The sequence below is a fragment of the Cryobacterium sp. MP_3.1 genome, assembly GCF_035984795.1.
In the GTDB taxonomy this organism is placed as follows: Bacteria; Actinomycetota; Actinomycetes; order Actinomycetales; family Microbacteriaceae; genus Cryobacterium; species Cryobacterium zongtaii.
The window spans coordinates 16,824-32,786 of sequence record NZ_JAXCHV010000029.1 but is presented as its reverse complement, the minus strand read 5'-3'; the positions used below and the strand labels follow the sequence as shown (position 1 = coordinate 32,786).

The 15,963-nt window shown below is 70.2% G+C and carries 17 protein-coding genes; 13 read left to right on the top strand and 4 right to left on the bottom strand.

All coding sequences use genetic code 11. From position 1 onward, the window contains the following. The first annotated feature begins 41 nt into the window (after positions 1-41). The 13 genes from hemG to RCH12_RS15130 all read left to right on the top strand — a co-directional run bounded on the left by hemG (position 42) and on the right by RCH12_RS15130 (position 13,172). Positions 42-1,538 carry a protoporphyrinogen oxidase gene (gene hemG, locus RCH12_RS15190; RefSeq protein ID WP_327017420.1) on the top strand — a complete coding sequence of 499 codons (1,497 nt, stop codon included), beginning with the start codon at positions 42-44 and terminating at the stop codon, positions 1,536-1,538. Between the two features lie 89 nt (positions 1,539-1,627). Beyond that, complete coding sequence (locus RCH12_RS15185; protein ID WP_103429842.1) at positions 1,628-2,035, top strand: hypothetical protein; 408 nt, start codon at positions 1,628-1,630, stop codon at positions 2,033-2,035. Between the two features lie 32 nt (positions 2,036-2,067). Further along, complete coding sequence (locus RCH12_RS15180) at positions 2,068-2,484, top strand: phage holin family protein (RefSeq protein WP_165787928.1); 417 nt, start codon at positions 2,068-2,070, stop codon at positions 2,482-2,484. Continuing rightward, on the top strand, positions 2,474-2,761 hold the full coding sequence (locus tag RCH12_RS15175; RefSeq protein WP_103429840.1) for a DUF3618 domain-containing protein: 288 nt from the start codon (positions 2,474-2,476) through the stop codon (positions 2,759-2,761). Before RCH12_RS15180 ends, RCH12_RS15175 begins: the two co-directional genes overlap by 11 nt. Before the next feature lie 60 nt (positions 2,762-2,821). Next, positions 2,822-3,586, top strand: a complete 765-nt coding sequence (gene hemQ, locus RCH12_RS15170) for a hydrogen peroxide-dependent heme synthase (protein ID WP_327017419.1) — start codon at positions 2,822-2,824, stop codon at positions 3,584-3,586. Next, complete coding sequence (locus RCH12_RS15165; RefSeq protein WP_327017418.1) at positions 3,586-4,680, top strand: ferrochelatase; 1,095 nt, start codon at positions 3,586-3,588, stop codon at positions 4,678-4,680. Before hemQ ends, RCH12_RS15165 begins: the two co-directional genes overlap by 1 nt. Continuing rightward, the gene (gene hemC / locus RCH12_RS15160; protein WP_103429837.1) at positions 4,677-5,630 is read left to right on the top strand and encodes a hydroxymethylbilane synthase; all 954 of its coding nucleotides are present in this window, start codon (positions 4,677-4,679) and stop codon (positions 5,628-5,630) included. Before RCH12_RS15165 ends, hemC begins: the two co-directional genes overlap by 4 nt. After that, positions 5,627-6,412, top strand: coding sequence for a uroporphyrinogen-III synthase (locus tag RCH12_RS15155; protein WP_327017417.1), 786 nt, complete (start codon positions 5,627-5,629; stop codon positions 6,410-6,412). The genes hemC and RCH12_RS15155 overlap by 4 nt, the downstream gene beginning before the upstream one ends. Positions 6,413-6,464: 52 nt before the next feature. Beyond that, positions 6,465-7,109, top strand: coding sequence for a TetR/AcrR family transcriptional regulator (locus RCH12_RS15150; protein WP_103429835.1), 645 nt, complete (start codon positions 6,465-6,467; stop codon positions 7,107-7,109). A gap of 98 nt (positions 7,110-7,207) precedes the next feature. Continuing rightward, complete coding sequence (locus RCH12_RS15145) at positions 7,208-9,736, top strand: MMPL family transporter (protein ID WP_327017416.1); 2,529 nt, start codon at positions 7,208-7,210, stop codon at positions 9,734-9,736. A gap of 154 nt (positions 9,737-9,890) precedes the next feature. Beyond that, positions 9,891-10,874 (top strand): porphobilinogen synthase, encoded by a 984-nt coding sequence (gene hemB / locus RCH12_RS15140; protein ID WP_442784581.1) that lies wholly within the window; start codon positions 9,891-9,893, stop codon positions 10,872-10,874. After that, a complete protein-coding gene (hemL, locus tag RCH12_RS15135; RefSeq protein WP_103429832.1) occupies positions 10,871-12,202 on the top strand; it encodes a glutamate-1-semialdehyde 2,1-aminomutase in 1,332 nt (443 codons plus the stop codon). The genes hemB and hemL overlap by 4 nt, the downstream gene beginning before the upstream one ends. Positions 12,203-12,380: 178 nt before the next feature. Next, entirely contained in the window at positions 12,381-13,172 is a 792-nt protein-coding gene (locus tag RCH12_RS15130; protein ID WP_327017414.1) for a hypothetical protein, read from the top strand. A gap of 20 nt (positions 13,173-13,192) precedes the next feature. Here the strand turns inward: RCH12_RS15130 and RCH12_RS15125 are convergent, their stop codons facing one another. The 4 genes from RCH12_RS15125 to acuI form a co-directional block, all read right to left on the bottom strand. Then, positions 13,193-13,774, bottom strand: coding sequence for a helix-turn-helix domain-containing protein (locus tag RCH12_RS15125; RefSeq protein ID WP_327017413.1), 582 nt, complete (start codon positions 13,772-13,774; stop codon positions 13,193-13,195). 87 nt (positions 13,775-13,861) lie between these two features. Beyond that, positions 13,862-14,428: a dienelactone hydrolase family protein gene (locus tag RCH12_RS15120; RefSeq protein ID WP_327017412.1), complete on the bottom strand. Its 567-nt coding sequence runs from the start codon at positions 14,426-14,428 to the stop codon at positions 13,862-13,864. 37 nt (positions 14,429-14,465) lie between these two features. After that, positions 14,466-14,846, bottom strand: coding sequence for a DUF1304 domain-containing protein (locus RCH12_RS15115; protein WP_327017411.1), 381 nt, complete (start codon positions 14,844-14,846; stop codon positions 14,466-14,468). Positions 14,847-14,885: 39 nt separating this feature from the next. Next, positions 14,886-15,899: an acrylyl-CoA reductase (NADPH) gene (gene acuI / locus RCH12_RS15110; RefSeq protein ID WP_327017410.1), complete on the bottom strand. Its 1,014-nt coding sequence runs from the start codon at positions 15,897-15,899 to the stop codon at positions 14,886-14,888. Positions 15,900-15,963: the final 64 nt, after the last annotated feature.

Here is a 15,963-nt window from a genome sequence, read left to right as displayed (position 1 = left end):
CGAGCACGTGCCGGCGGGAGCCGCCGGCGGAAAGCAAGGTCATGAAGGACGTTCTGGTCATCGGCGGAGGTGTCGCCGGTCTGGTGGCGGCCCGCGAGTGCGCCCACCTCGGGCTCAGCGTTGTCGTCCTGGAGACCGCAGACGAGCCGGGCGGAGCCGTGGCCGGCCACGAGGTCGCCGGCCTCCGGCTCGATGCCGGTGCGGAGAGCTTCGCCGTGCGCGGCAACACCGTGGCGTCCTTCATCGCCGACCTCGGCCTCACCGCCGAGATCATCGAACCGAACCCGGCCGGGGCCTGGCTGCACCTGCCGCCGCACCGGCCCGGCGGAGCCCCGATGTCGGTGCCGCTGCCCAAGGCCGGCGTGCTCGGCATTCCGGGCTCACCGCTGGCCGAGGACGTGCGCCGCGCGATCGGCTGGTCCGGCGCCCTGCGCGCCTACGCCGACAGGCTGATGCCGGTGCTCAAGATCGGCCGTGAGCAGAGCCTCGGTGAGCTCGTCGGCAAACGGATGGGCACCAAGGTGCTCGAACGCCTGGTCAACCCGGTCGCCGGCGGCGTCTACGCCACCGCGGCCGCCGACCTCGAGGTCGACGTCGTGGCCCCTGGCCTCAACCGCGCCCTCACCACGGCCGGGTCGCTCTCCGGCGCCGTCACGGCTCTCCGCACCGCCGCACCGGCCGGTTCCGCCGTCCGCGGGCTGAACGGCGGCATGCACCGCCTCGTCGCCGCCCTCGTCACCGATCTCGACACCTACGACGTCGAGATTCGCACGAGCACCGCCGCGACCGGCCTCACGCCCGTTGACACCGAAGAAACCGGCGCCGACGGCACCGCGACGACCACCCGCACGTGGGCCGTCCGGCTTGCCCCGACGGCGGATGCCGATGCCGCGGCCGACGCCGAGCCGGGCACCCTCGAAGCCCGGCAGGTCATCCTCGCCGTGCCGGCGGCAGCCGCGCTGGCCCTGCTGGCCCCGCTCGGCGCCGAATTCGCCGCTCTCGCCGCCCTGGACTGGCCGGAACCGGCCGCCGTAGAGCTCGCCACGCTGGTGCTCGACGCCCCGGTGCTGGACGCGCATCCGCGCGGCACCGGCGCGCTCGTGGCGGAGGGGACCCCTGGCGTCACCGCCAAGGCGATCACCCACGTCACCGCCAAGTGGGCCTGGGTGGCTGCCCTCACGCCGCCAGGCCGGCACATTGTGCGGCTCTCCTACGGACGCGCCGGCGCCCCGGTGCCGACCCTCGGCCTCAGCGACGCCCAGCTGCAGCAGCTCGCCGTGCAGGACGCCGCCGCGATCCTCGGGGTGGACCTCGCCGACAGTCAGGTGGCCGGTTTCGCCCGCACGCTGTGGGCCGACGGCCTCTCGCCGGCCACGATCGGCGCACCCGAACGCATCCGCCGGGTGCGGGAGGTCGTCGAGACCACGCCCGGCCTCGACGTGACCGGCGGCTGGCTCTCCGGCACCGGCTTGGCCTCGGTGATCCCCGACGCCCTCGCGGCGGGTATCCGGGTCAGGCGGGCAGTGCTAGACCTCTGATCAGGAGTCTTTGAGGTCCCGTACACATGTGCCTCCCCGGGCTGGGGGGCTACGCTGGCAACTCATGAACGTATAGGAATGGAGTCACAATGCGGGGAAAGCTTCTTTTCATCACGGGTGGCCTCGTCGGCTACGTGCTGGGTGCACGCGCCGGACGTCAGCGCTACGACCAGATCGCGTCGGCCGCCTCGGACCTCTGGAACCGGCCGCCCGTGCAGAGGCGCGTGAACGAGGTCAAGGACTTCGCCCTCGAGCGTGTCGGCGACGTTCCCGGCGCACTCTACGAAGCCGGCAAGAAGGTCGCTTCTGCAGTGTCGAACAAGACCGACAAGGCCGGCAAGACCACGGGCACCCCGGCCACCGGCGCGTCCGGCGCCGCCACCGCGGCCACGAAGGCCGCTGCGTCTGCCACCCAGTCCGCCAAGGCCGCCGCGGCCTCTGCCACCTCCGCGGCTGACTCCGCGAAGGCCGCCGACGACACCTCGGCCGCGCAGTAATCTCACAGACGACAGTCCAAGGAAGGATGCCAGTGAGCAACAGCGGGTACAACCCCAAGAGCAAGCAGTCACTGTTCACGCTCCTCAGCGAGCTTCCGGGTCAGATCGTCGATCTGGTCAAGGCCGAGATCGACGCCTTCAAGGCCGACATCTCCGGCAAGGCCAAGAACGTCGGCATCGGCCTGGGCCTGTTCATCGGTGCCGCGGTGTTCGGCTTCTTCGCGATCATCGTGTTCATCGCCCTGGCCGTGATCGCCCTCGACCTCGTGCTGCCGCTCTGGCTGGCCGCCCTCATCGTGGCCGTCGCGCTGCTCCTGATCGCGGTGATCCTGGCCCTGATCGGGCTCAACCGGGTCAAAAAGGGCACCCGCCACGACCCGGATGGCGTGACCGCGAGCATCCAGAAGGACGTCGACGCATTCAAGGGAGTTGGCGAGTATGAGCACTGACAAGAGCCCGGAGACCACGCCGGAACACCGAAGCACCGCCGAGTTGCGCTCCGAAGCCGACCGGGCGCGTGCCGCGCTCGCCGGCACGCTGGACGCCATCGAGTACAAGCTCAATGTGCCCAAGCAGATCAAGATCAATACCCGGCGCTTCACCCTCGGGTTGCACAGGCTCGGCGATGACAACCCCCTCGCCCTGGCCGGCATCGCCCTGGGTGCTGCCGCGGCAGCGGGAACAATCGTTTGGTGGGGCGTGAAAACGGTCCTCGACCGCCGCTGAGCGCGCGGGTGGGCGGGTCTACTTTTGGCTCTCCGGGCAAAGCGGTGGAGACTAGTAGACATGACTCACCCGGCTGCCGGAGAGGCAGTAGACAAGACCACGCCCACCCCCGCTACACACACCTCCTCAGAGGCTGAACCCACCGAGGCCTCGCCCTCCGGATTCACCCTCTTCACGGTGCTGCGCAAGGACCCGGCCAACCCCGACGACCTCGACGGCCGCGACGTGCCGCGGTTCGTCGACGAACTCGACGACATCATCGCCCTGGTCGAGGCCGAGGGCGTGACCCTGCGCGGGATCTACGACGTCTCCGGCCTCCGCGCCGACGCCGACGCGATGCTCTGGACCCACGCCGACGAGGCGCAGACCCTGCAGTGGGCCAACCGGGAGCTGCGCCGCAGCCGCCTGCTCAAGAGCCTGCTGCCCACCTGGAACGCCATGGGCGTGCACCGCGACGCCGAGTTCAACAAGAGCCACGTGCCCGGCTTCCTGCGCGGCGTTGAGCCCAAGGCCTGGCTCACCGTCTACCCCTTCGTGCGCAGCTTCGAGTGGTATCTGCTGCCCGAGGCCGAGCGCAGCACGATGCTCGCTGACCACGGCCGCAGGGGTGCCGCGTTCCGCGGCGCCATCGCCAACACGGTGTCGTCGTTCGCGCTGGGCGACTACGAGTGGCTGCTGCCGATCGAGTCCGACGAGCTCACCGAGCTGGTCGACCTGATGCGCGAGCTCCGCGCCACGGAGGCCCGTCGTCACGTGCGCGAGGAGGTGCCGTTCTACACCGGACGACGCATCTCGACCGCCGAGCTTGTGGAGGTCCTGCAGTAATGACGAACTACGACGCCATCCTGCTCGCCGGCTTCGGCGGACCAGAGGGCCAGGACGACGTGATCCCGTTCCTGCGCAATGTCACCCGTGGCCGCGGCATCCCGGAGGAACGCCTCGAAGAGGTCGCGGTGCACTACCGCCACTTCGGCGGCATCAGCCCGATCAACCAGCAGAACCGCGTGCTGCGCGCTGCCCTGCAGGCCGAACTGGACCGTCGCGGCATCAACCTGCCGGTGATCTGGGGCAACCGCAACTGGGCGCCTTACCTGCCGGACACCATCGCCGAGGCGCACGCCAACGGCCAGGACCGCCTGCTCGCCATCGCCACCAGCGCGTACAGCTCCTACTCCGGCTGCCGTCAGTACCGGGAGGACTTCGCCCAGGCGCTGGACACCACCGGGCTGACCGGAACCGTGCAGATCGACAAGATCCGCCAGTTCTTCGACCACCCCGGCTTCGTCACCCCGTTCATCACCGGTGTGCGCCAGGGCCTGGCCGACGTCAAGGCCCAGAACCCCGGCATCAACCTCAGCACCGAGGTCGAGGTGCTGTTCAGCACCCACTCGATCCCGTCCACGGATGCCGCCAAGAGCGGGCCCGCCGAGCGCGGCTTCGGGGAGGGTGGCGCATACGCCGCCCAGCACCTGGCCGTCGCCGACGTGGTCATGCAGGGCCTCGAGTCCCCGTGGCAGCTGGTCTACCAGTCCCGCAGCGGCCCGCCCAGCATGCCGTGGCTCGAGCCCGACATCAACGACGCCATCGCGCTGCTGCCGGCGCGCGGCATCCGCGCCGTCGTCATCGTGCCGCTCGGTTTCGTCAGCGACCACATGGAGGTCATGTGGGACCTCGACAACGAGGCCACCGAAACGGCGAAGGAACACGGCCTGTTCTCGGTGCGCGTGCCCACCCCCGGCGCCGACCCGGTCTACGTGAGCGGCTTGATCGACCTCGTCGAGGAGCGTCTCAACGACGTGCCCGTTGAGGGACGCCCGGCCCTGACCGACCTCGGCCCCTGGTACGACATCTGCCGGCCGGGCTGCTGCGAGAACGTGCGCCTCGGTTTCAAGCCGGCCGTCGCCGGTGTCGCGCCGTGAGCATCATCCGCGTCGGAACCCGGGGCAGCGCCTTGGCCATGGCCCAGACAACGGCCGTCGCCAACCGCATTCAGGCGGCGACCGGGGGCGAAGTGGAGATCATCCCGATCACCACGCACGGCGACGTGTCCCGTGAATCCCTCTCCAGCCTGGGCGGCACCGGCGTCTTCGCCAGCGCCCTGCGCGAGGCCCTGCTGAACGACGAGTGCGACGTTGTCGTGCACTCGTTCAAGGACCTGCCCACCGAGGAGTACCCGGGCCTCGCCATCGGCGCCACGCCCAAGCGCGCGGATGCCAGGGACGTACTCTGCGCCAGGGACGGCTTCACCCTGGCCACCCTGCCCGAGGGTGCCACGGTCGGTACCGGGTCGCCCCGCCGCGCCGCGCAGCTGCGCGCCCAGCGTCCCGACCTGGAGGTCGTCGACATCCGCGGCAACGTCGGTACCCGGCTCGCGCTGGTCGCCGACGAGAAGCTGCACGCCGTGGTGCTCGCCGCGGCGGGCCTGGGCCGCCTGGGCCTGCTCGAGAACGTGGCCACCGACTACCTGGAACTCTCCGACTGGCCCACCGCGCCGGGGCAGGGCGCCCTGGCCATCGAGGTGCGCGAGGGTAAGCCGGACCGCCTGCTCACCAAGGCCCTCGCCGTGCTCAACCACGCCACCACCCAGGCCACCGTGACGGCCGAGCGACACGTGCTCGCCCGGCTCGAGGCCGGCTGCGCGGCCCCGATCGGGGCCACCGCTGTGCTCGACGACGGCCTGCTGTTCCTCACCGCCACCGTGTACAGCCCGGACGGCACCCGCCGGATCACGGCATCGCACGCGGCGACCCCCGAGTCACACTCCGCTGTCGACCTGCAGGATGCCGCCCTCGACGTCGCCGAGCGCGCCGCCAGGGAGCTCCTCGCCGGCGGGGCCGCCGAGATCGCCCCGCTGTCGGTGACCTCGTGAGCGCCGTGCGGCACAATCCGGACAAGCCGTTGGCCGGCTGGCGGGTCCTCGTGCCCCGCGGCGGGCCCTGGGGTGACCAGGTGGCCGCTAACCTGCGCTCCCGCGGCGCCATGCCGATCGTCGCTCCGATGATCAACTTCGCGCCCACCGACGACGCCGCGGCCCTCGACACGGCCCTGGCCAAACTCGCCGCCGGCGACTTCGACTGGATGACCGTCACCAGCGCCACCACGGTCGATGTGCTCTCCTCCCACCGGGCCGTCGTGGCGCCGGGCACCCGCATCGCCGCGGTCGGCGAGACCACTGCCGCCGCGCTCGTTGCCGCGGGCTACCACGTCGACATCGTCCCCTCCGAGGACAACTCGGCCAAGGGCCTGCTCGCCGACTGGGAGGCCGCCACCCACGGCGTCATCCCTCTGCGCATCCTCACCCTGCGGTCCGAGATCGCCAAACCGCTGCTCACCGAGGGCCTGCGCCGCATCGGCCACGACGTCGAGTCCGTCGTGGCCTACCGCACCGTCGGGGTGCCGGTCTCCGACCGGGTCGTCACCGACATCAAGGCCGGACGGGTGCACGCGGTCCTGGTCACCAGCGGGAGCGTCGCGCAGCAGGTGCAGGATCAGCTCGGCCCGATTCCCCGGACCACCCTGGTCGCCTGTATCGGCCCGCGCACGGCGAAGGATGCGGCGGCCATCGGCCTGCGCGTGGACGTGATCGCCGACGAGCGCAGCGCCGAGTCCCTCATCGAGGCTCTCGTGGGTCTCGCTCCCCGGGACCTGTAGAACAGCTGGGAGTGCATTGCACCTTGTGCGTCGTTGCACTTAGTGTAAGTATGTGATTCCGCCCCTCATCGCCCCCGATCGGCGTGCCGACATCAAGGCACGGCACCGTCGGGCGATCCTGGACGCCGCCGACGCGCTGATCCGCGAACGGGGCAAGCCTCAATTCAGTGTCAACGAACTCGCCGACCGGGCCGACGTCTCCCGGCGCACGGTGTTCAACCACTTCACCTCGCTCGACGACGTGATCATGACGACCTGCACCCGGTTGCTCGGCGTCACCGTCGATGACTTCCGGGCGGCGACGCGGGCGACGCCCGCGGGCGACGGCAGTCGGGTGGCGCTCTTCGACGAGATCACCACGGCCCTTCGAGCCGTCGACCTGCCCACCGTGGTCGCCTACCTCTGGGGCGTCCTCGCCGCGGATGGCGAGAACGGCCGTTCCCAGCACGCTCTCACCGACGTCTTCACCCGCGCCACCCAGCAGCTCACCACCGAGATCGCCGATCGCAGCACCGCGATCGACGCGTTCGAGGTGGCGATCCTGGTCAGCACCGTGATGAACGGCGTCGCGGTCGTGGCGGTGCACTGGATCGCCACGACGGGCGCCACGCTCGACGAGTCCTCCCGAACGGTGTGGGACGACCTACTCGACCGCCTCATCGCCTCCATCCGGATGGGCTACTCGGCGTCCAGCTGACCCGCACCCCCCTCGAGCTTCTGTACCCACTCTCTTCCCGATGATGCGATGCGAGTTCCCCTCCCGTCACTAGGCAAACACGAAAGAACCTGAGGAATATGGCATCCCTTCTCTACCGACTCGGTCGGTTCTCCGCCCATCGGGCCTGGCTGGTCATCGTCGCGTGGGTGGTCATTCTCGGCCTCGCCGGCGGCGCCTTCGCCCTCTTCGGCGGCACTCTCACCTCGGCGGTGAGCATCCCGGGCACCGCCACCCAGAAGGTGAGCGACGAGCTCGCCGAGAAGTTCCCCGCCGCCAGCGGTGGTCGGGGCTCCGTCGTTTTCACCACCACCGACGACACGGCGTTCACGGCCGAGCAGAAGACGGCGATCGGCGAGCTGCTCGCCGACACCGTCGAGCTCGACAACGTGACGTCGAGTACCAACCCCTTCGACACGCAGGCGCAGATCGACGGCCAGGCGCAGCAGATCATCGACGGCCGCCAGCAGATCGTGGACGGCACGACCCAGATCGATGCCGGGCAGGCTCAGATCGACGCGGCCACCGCCCAGCTCGCGGCCGGTCAGGCACAGCTCGACGCCGCCCGCAGCCAGGCGGAAGCGGCCGGACAACTCGCCGCCGCCCAGCCGGCGCTGGATGAGCAGCAGGCCCAGCTTGACGCCGGCGCGGCGGCCATCGCCGAGCAGCAGGCCACTCTCGACGCGGGGCGCACCGCCCTGGAGACGCAGAGCACCACCCTGGAACAGGGCTCCGACCTGCTCGACCTGGCCGCGGGCATCCGCCAGGTATCGGACGATGAGACGACCGCGGTCGCGAGTCTGCAGTTCGACACGTCGCTCAACCAGGTTCCCGCCGAGTCGAAGGAGGCGGTTGTCGAGGAGATGGAGAACGCCCAGATCGACGGTGTCGTCGCCGAGGTGTCCAACGAGATCGCCGCCAGCATTCCCGAGATCCTCGGCCCGGGCGAGATCGGCGGCGTGATCATCGCGGCCGTCGTGCTGTTCGTCATGCTCGGCACACTGATCGGTGCGGGTCTTCCGCTCGTGAACGCGCTCATCGGCGTCGGTGTCGGCGTACTCGCGTCGCTCGCCCTGTCCGGCAGCGTCGAGATGCTCTCCGTCACCCCGGTCCTGGGCGTCATGCTCGGGCTCGCGGTCGGCATCGACTACTCGCTCTTCATCCTCAACCGGCATCGCACCCAGTTGCGCAGAGGGGTAGAACTGCAGGAGTCGATCGGACTGGCGAACGGCACCTCCGGCAACGCCGTGGTGTTCGCCGGCGCGACCGTGCTCATCGCCCTGCTCGCCCTCAACCTCACCGGGATCCCGTTCCTGGGCCTGATGGGCACCGTCGGCGCCGTCTGTGTCTTCGTGGCGATCCTCGTCGCGATCACCCTGACGCCGGCGCTGCTGGGCCTGGTCGGCGAGAAGATCCTCACCAAGAAGGCACGCGCGCACATCGGCACCCCCTCCGCCAAGGTCTCGGCGCCGATCAAGCCGATGAACACCCTGCGCGCCGTCGTGACCGTGATCGCGGGCATCGCCGTGCTGCTGATCGTGGCGATCCCCGCGCTGTCCATGCGCCTGGGGCTCCCCGCCGGCTCGTCCGAGCCGCTGGACTCGAGTGCGTACCGGGCCTACAAGCTCGTCGACGACAAGTTCGGCGCCGGCGTCAACGGCCCGCTGCTCGTGGTCGCCGACCTCGAGACGGCCATCACCGACGACGAGCTCATCGCCGAACAGGTGCGCATCGGAACCGCGCTGAAGGCGGAGAACGACGTCGTCGCGGTCGCACCGATCGGTGCGTCGGACGACGACCTGCTGCTCGCCTTCCAGGTCATCCCCGCGGATGGGCCGAACAGCGAGTCCACCGAGCAGCTGGTGCGCGACCTGCGAGGCCTCGACATCGACGGGGTCAGTTCCCTCGGCGTCGCCGGCAACGCATCCGGCAATATCGACGTCAGCGAGAAACTCGCCGACGCTCTGCCGCTGTACCTGCTCGTGGTCGTCGGACTCTCGTTGATCATCCTGATCTTCGTGTTCCGCTCGATCCTGGTGCCGATCACCGCGACCCTCGGCTTCGTATTGTCGTTGTTCGCCTCGTTCGGCGCGATCACGGCGGTCTTCCAGTGGGGCTGGCTCGGAGCGCTGTTCGGCATCCATGACCCGGGGCCCATCCTGAGCTTCCTGCCCATCCTGGTGGTCGGCGTGCTGTTCGGCCTGGCGATGGACTACCAGCTGTTCCTGGTCAGCGGCATGCGCGAAGCATACGCCCACGGCGCACCGGCCCGGATGGCCGTGCAGCGCGGTTTCCACGCCGGCCGCACGGTGGTCATCGCCGCGGCGCTGATCATGGCCTCGGTCTTCTCCGGTTTCGTGTTCTCGAACTCGGTGATGATCCAGTCGATCGGCTTCGGGCTCGCCATCGGCGTGCTCCTGGACGCCTTCGTGGTGCGGTTGCTCATCATCCCGGCCGTGATGCACCTGCTGGGTGACGCGGCCTGGTGGCTGCCGAAGTGGCTGGACCGCATCCTGCCCAACGTCGACGTTGAGGGCGCATCGCTCGAGCGCACGCACCCGGTGCACCCGGCGGATGAGCCCGAGCTGGTGACCACCCCGCGCGTCTAAGCACGCACCCCGCTCGGCCGACGGCGCGGCTCGATCCCTCACGGATCGGGCCGCGCCGTTTCCGCACCCTCCTGGCCGCACCTCCCGGCCCGCCCTCCCGGCCCGCCCTCCCCGGGCCCGCGCTCTCAGGCTGGAGGCCTAGGCTGGTCGGGTGATAAACCCCGTCATCCGCCCGCGACGACTGCGCAGCACCCCCGCACTTCGCCGCCTGGCCAGCGAAACCCGTGTCCACCCCGCCGAGCTCGTTCTGCCGCTCTTCGTGCGCGAGGGCAACGAATCCACGCCGATCTCCTCGATGCCCGGCATTGTGCAGCACAGCGTCGACGGCGCCCGCCGCGCCGTGGCCGAGGCCGCCGCGGCCGGCATCGGGGGAGTGATGCTCTTCGGTGTCCCCGCCGTGCGCGATGCCACCGGCACCGGCGCCACCGATCCCGACGGCATCCTCAACGTCGCCACCCGCGCCGTGGTCGCCGAGGTGGGCGATGCGCTGGTGGTGCAGACCGACCTGTGCCTGGACGAATTCACCGACCACGGTCACTGCGGTGTGCTCGCCGCAGACGGTTCCGTCGACAACGACGCCACCCTGCTGCGCTACAACGACATGGCCCTCGCGCAGGCCGAGGCCGGCTCGGCGCTGCTGGGCCTGTCCGGCATGATGGACGGTCAGGTCGCCTCCGTGCGCGCCACCCTCGACGCCGCCGGCTACGCCGACACCGCCGTGCTGGCCTACTCGGCCAAGTACGCCTCCGCCTACTACGGCCCGTTCCGCGAGGCCGTGCAGTCCACCCTCGTCGGCGACCGCCGTACCTATCAGCTCGACCCCGCCAACCGGCGCGAGGGCGTGCGCGAGGCCCGCATCGACATCGCTGAGGGCGCCGACGTCGTCATGGTCAAGCCAGCAGGCAGCTACCTCGACGTGCTCGCCGAGGTCGCCGCGATGAGCTCGGTCCCGGTCTGGGCGTACCAGGTGTCCGGCGAATACGCCATGATCGAGGCCGCGGCCGCGCAGGGCTGGATCGACCGCCGCCGTGCCATCGAGGAGTCGGTGCTCAGCATCCGCCGGGCCGGCGCCGACGCCATTCTCACCTACTGGGCAGTCGAACTAGCCGCCTGGCTCACCGAAACGGATGCCCGATGACGCACACCACCCACAACGACGAGCTCTTCGCCCGCGCCCAGCTCTCCATCCCCGGCGGTGTCAACTCGCCGGTGCGCGCCTTCCGCTCGGTCGGCGGCACCCCGCTGTTCCTGGTCAAGGCGGCCGGCGCCTACGTCACCGACTCCGACGGACGCGAGTACGTCGACCTGGTCAGCTCCTGGGGTCCAGCGATCCTCGGCCACGCGCATCCCGCCGTCGTCGGCGCCGTGCAGGAGGCCGCCGCCCTCGGGCTCTCCTTCGGGGCCTCCACCCCTGGCGAGACCGTGCTGGCCGAGCTGATCAAGAGCCGGGTCGGCGCGATCGAGAAGCTGCGCCTGGTCTCCACCGGCACAGAGGCCACCATGACGGCCATCCGCCTGGCCCGCGGCTTCACCCAGCGTGACCTGTTGATCAAGTTCGCCGGCCACTACCACGGCCACTCCGACGGCCTGCTGGCCGAGGCCGGCTCCGGCCTGGCCACCCTCGCGCTGCCCGGCTCGGCCGGCGTCACCGCGGCCACCGCCGCACAGACCCTGGTGCTGCCGTACAACGACCTGGGCGCCGTGCGCGCCGCGTTCGAGGCGTACCCCGGTCAGATCGCCGCGGTGATCACCGAGGCAGCCGCCGCGAACATGGGCGTCGTCGCCCCGGATGCCGGCTTCAACGCGGCCCTCTGCGACCTCGCTCACGAATACGGCGCGCTGCTCATCGTCGACGAGGTCCTCACCGGCTTCAGGGTGCACCCGGGCGGCTACTGGGCGTTGCAGGCCGAGGACGGCGAGAGCTACACCCCGGACCTGTTCACCTACGGCAAGGTCATCGGCGGCGGCCTGCCGGTCGCCGCGCTCGGTGGCCGGGCCGACGTGATGGACTTCCTCGCCCCGGCCGGGCCGGTCTACCAGGCCGGAACGCTCTCGGGCAACCCGGTGGCCGTGGCCGCCGGCATCGCCACCCTCACCGCCGCCGACGGGCACGTGTACGAGCGCCTGAACGAGACCGCCGAGCTGCTCTCCGAGGCCGTCTCCAGCGCGCTCTTCGCCGAAGGAGTCGCGCACAGCGTTCAACACGCCGGCAACCTGTTCAGCTTCGTCTTCGGTCAGGAAGCCGCGATCACGCCGCCGCGCAGCTACGCCGAGGTGCAGCGCCAGGAAACCTACCGGTACGGGCCGTTCTTCCACTCCATGCTCGAAAGCGGCATCTCCCTGCCGCCGTCGGTGTTCGAGGCCTGGTTCGTCTCCGCCGCGCACGACGGCGACTCGATCGGCAAGATCCTCGAGGCACTGCCGGCCGCGGCCAAGGCGGCCGCCGAGGCGCGCCCGGCAGCCTGAATCGCAGGACCCACCCGCTGACTGTTGCCGAATCGGACAATTGCGCCCGGCGCACCGGGCGCAATTGTCCGCACGGGCAACAGAAGCGGCTCGTCTAGGGGCACTCCAGCGCGGCGGCGTTACGTCTTTGTGAGGTAGCGACAGGAGGTTTTCCAACCGGACCCGGCAGACTGGGGGAATGGCTTCCTTGCGCGTACATCCCGATCGGCTGGAGATTCACCTGACGGCCGCGGAAAAGACGCTGGCGTTCCGCCGAGAGGACGTGGTGATCCAACGGGAGAACATCCGGTCGGTGACGATCACGGATGATCCGTGGATTTGGGTGCGCGGCATCCGCGCCCCTGGCGCCCTCGTGCCGCTGGTCCTGGCCGTCGGCGTGTGGAAGTTCCACGGTGGCAAGGACTTCCTGGCCATCAAGCGCCGGCGCCAGGCCGTCGTGATCGACCTGACCGGCGACGACTTCGCCCGGGTGATCCTGTCGACTAACCACGCACCCGACCTCATCGCCTCGCTCAAACTCGAGGCCACCGACGCGCAGGACGTGCCGGAGCTCGACGAGCCGGCCAAGCCGGTCAAGCCGGCCAAACGGGTGCGAACCCCCAAGGCCGCCAAGCCCGTCGAGACGAGTCATCTTGTGGACGCGGCTGCGCCGGTGAAGCCGGCCCGGCGGGCCAGGCCAGGCAAGGCCGTCGGAACCGTCGAAGCAGCCGAGACCGCCGAGCCGATTGAGTCGATTGCGTCGGCCGCTCCGGTCAAGCCCGCCCGGCGGGTCAGGACCGCCAAGCCCGTCACGGTCGTCGAACCGGCCGAAGCGGTCGAACCCGCCGTTGCGGTCAAGCCCAAGCGCACGTCTCGCGCCAAGGTGGCCCCTGTGGCCGAGAGCGACGTGGACGCGGCCGCTGAGTCACCCGCTGAGCCGGCCGCCGAGCCGGTAGACCTGCCGGTCGAGCCGCCGGAGGCCACCGCCTAGGTCGCCCGGCTCGTGAGGGGTCAGCGAATGGTGCTGGCCCGCACGTGGATGCGTTCGCCGGTCTGGCCGAACAGGCTCAGGATCTCCGTCGGCTCCGGCCCCGCGCTGCCGAAGGCGTGCGGTACTCGGGTGTCGAACTCCGCGACCTCGCCCACGCCGAGGATCATGTCGTGGTCGCCCAGCATCAGGCGCAGGCGGCCGCTCAGCACGTAGAACCAGTCGAATCCCTCGTGGCTGCGCTGCTCGAGTTGCTCGTCGCCGGCGCGCCCGGGGATGGTCACCTTGAACGCCTGCAGGCCGCCGGCGGTGCGGCTGAGCGGCACGAAGGTGCGGCCGTGCCGGGTGAACGGGCGTTGATCCAGCCTCGGATCGTCGGTGGCGGGAGTGTGCACCAAGTCGTCGATGGTCACGTCATGGGCGGTCGAGAGGGCGAGCAGCAGTTCCAGGGTGGGCTTGCGCTGTCCTGACTCCAGGCGGGAGAGCGTGCTCTCGGAGATTCCGGTGGTCGCGGAGAGCTGGGCCTGGGTGCGGCCGCTCTGCAGGCGCAGCTCACGCAGCCGGGCGCCCACGGTTTGGGCCACGGATAGCAGGTCAGAGGTCATCCCCCCATCGTGCCACTACTCGCGAAAGCGGTCTTGTGGCTGCCACAGCCGGCGGCAGCAACCGAGTGCCCGCTCTCGCGGCCGCACTCAGGCGAGGCGGTCGAGGAACTCGATAGTTCGCGCCAGGATGAGCTCGGCGATCTCCTCGTCGTATTCGTTCAGGCTGGGGTCCGCGACCAGGTGGGCGGAGCCAGGGTAGATGTACAACTCGGCCGCACCGGCATCCTCGGCGAGTTCCTCGACTTCGAGCAACTCGACCCAGTCGTCCTCCGCGGTCACGTGCAGTTGCAGCGCTGCCGTGGCGGGCCAGTCCGAACCGAACATGGCGGCCGGAACCCCGCCGTGGTACAGGATCGCGCCGAGAGCGCCGGGGCGGGTCTGGGCGAGCTTCTGGGCCGGTAGGGAGCCGAGCGAGAAGCCGGCGTAGACAGTGTCCGCGGGCATCGCATCCGCTGCCCGTTCGCCACGCTCGATGATGGTGTACACGCCGGTCTTCTCGGCGTGCGCGACACCGGCGTCAAGGGTGTCGAAGGTGAGCCCGTCGTAGAGGTCGGGCACGACCACCTCGTGGCCGGCGTCCCGCAGGCGCTGGGCGAAATCAGCCACCCCGTCGGTGAGGCCCTGCGCGTGGTGGAAGAGGATGACGTGGGTCACAACGGTCCTTTCGGCACGGTCCGGCCCGGTCGGGAACCTAGGCGGACAGGAAGAGGATGAATCCGATCAGCGGCAGCGTACCCTGCGTGAGGGCAGACCTGACCCTGCCCGGCCCCGAGGTGGTGAGAACGATGGCGGCGACGAACATCGACGCCGAGCTGAACAGGATCAGGGCCGCGCCGGCCTGCTCGGGGCCGCCGAAGTACAGGAACAGTCCGAGGACGGCGCCCACCGCCAGAAAAAGATTGTAGAAACCCTGGTTATAGGCCAGAACTCGGGTGGTCTCCGCCTCGGTCTGGCTGGCCAGTCCGAAGCGCCGCCAGGTCTTCGGCCGGGTCCACCAGGCACTCTCCATCAGAAAGATGTAGACGTGCAGCACCGCTGCGAGAGCGATGAAAACGGATGCGATGATGGCCATTCCGTCAGCCTAGCCGGGCGTTTACCGTCGGGGCAGGCGTCAGCGCAATACGTCGACGACGGTGCGGCCGTGCACCCGGCCGGCCAGGATGTCTTCGGCGGCCGCGAACGACTGCTCGAGCGTGATGACCGAGGTCAGGCCGTCAAGCAGCTCGAGGTCGAGGTCGGTCGAGAGGTGCGCCCAGGCCTCCTCGCGAAGCGGCAGGGGAGCCTCGACCGAATTGATGCCGGCCAGGGTGACGGCGCGAAGGATGAACGGCATCACGGTGGTCGGCAGGTCGGCGCCCTGGGCCAGCCCGCAGGCGGCCACCACCCCGCCCTGGTTGGTCTGGGCGAGGATGTTGGCGAGGGTGAAGCTGCCGACGGAGTCGATCGCGCCGGCCCAGCGCTGGGTCTGCAGGGGCTTGCCGGCCTCGTCGAGGGTGTGCCGGTCGAGGATCTCGGCGGCGCCGAGTCCGCGCAGGTAGTCCCCGAGCTCGTCCCCGCGGCCGGTGGAGGCGACCACGCGATAGCCGCGCGCCGCGAGCAGCGCGATGGCGATCGACCCGACGCCGCCGGCGGCGCCGGTCACGAGGACATCTCCGGAGTCAGGGGTCACGCCGCCGCGTTCGAGGGCGAGCACCGCGAGCATGGCCGTGAAGCCGGCCGTGCCGATGGCTGCGGCGCGCTGGGCGCTCACGGCCTTCGGCAGGCGCACCAGGGAGCCGCCGGAGACGCGGGCCCGTTCGGCGAGGCCGCCGTGGTGGCTTTCGCCGATCCCGGCGCCGTTGAGGATGACGTGGTCGCCGGCCGCCCAGCGTGGGTCGTTGCTGGACTCGACGGTGCCGACCAGGTCGATGCCCGCGATCAGCGGCCAGACCCTGGCCACGCCCGGCTTGCCCATCAGGGCCAGGCCGTCCTTGTAGTTGATGCTGGAGAACTCCACCGCCACGGTGACATCGCCGTCCATCAGCGCAGCGTCATCGAGCGTGGTCAGGGCCGAGGACTGGGTGCGGGTGCCCGACTCATCCTCGGTGCGGGTGACGACGATCGCGCGGAATTCGGTAGCAGACATGCCTTCACCCTAGACCCGCCGGATGTGCCGGATCCGGTCCGGCACCGGGCCTTTCTGCCCGGAG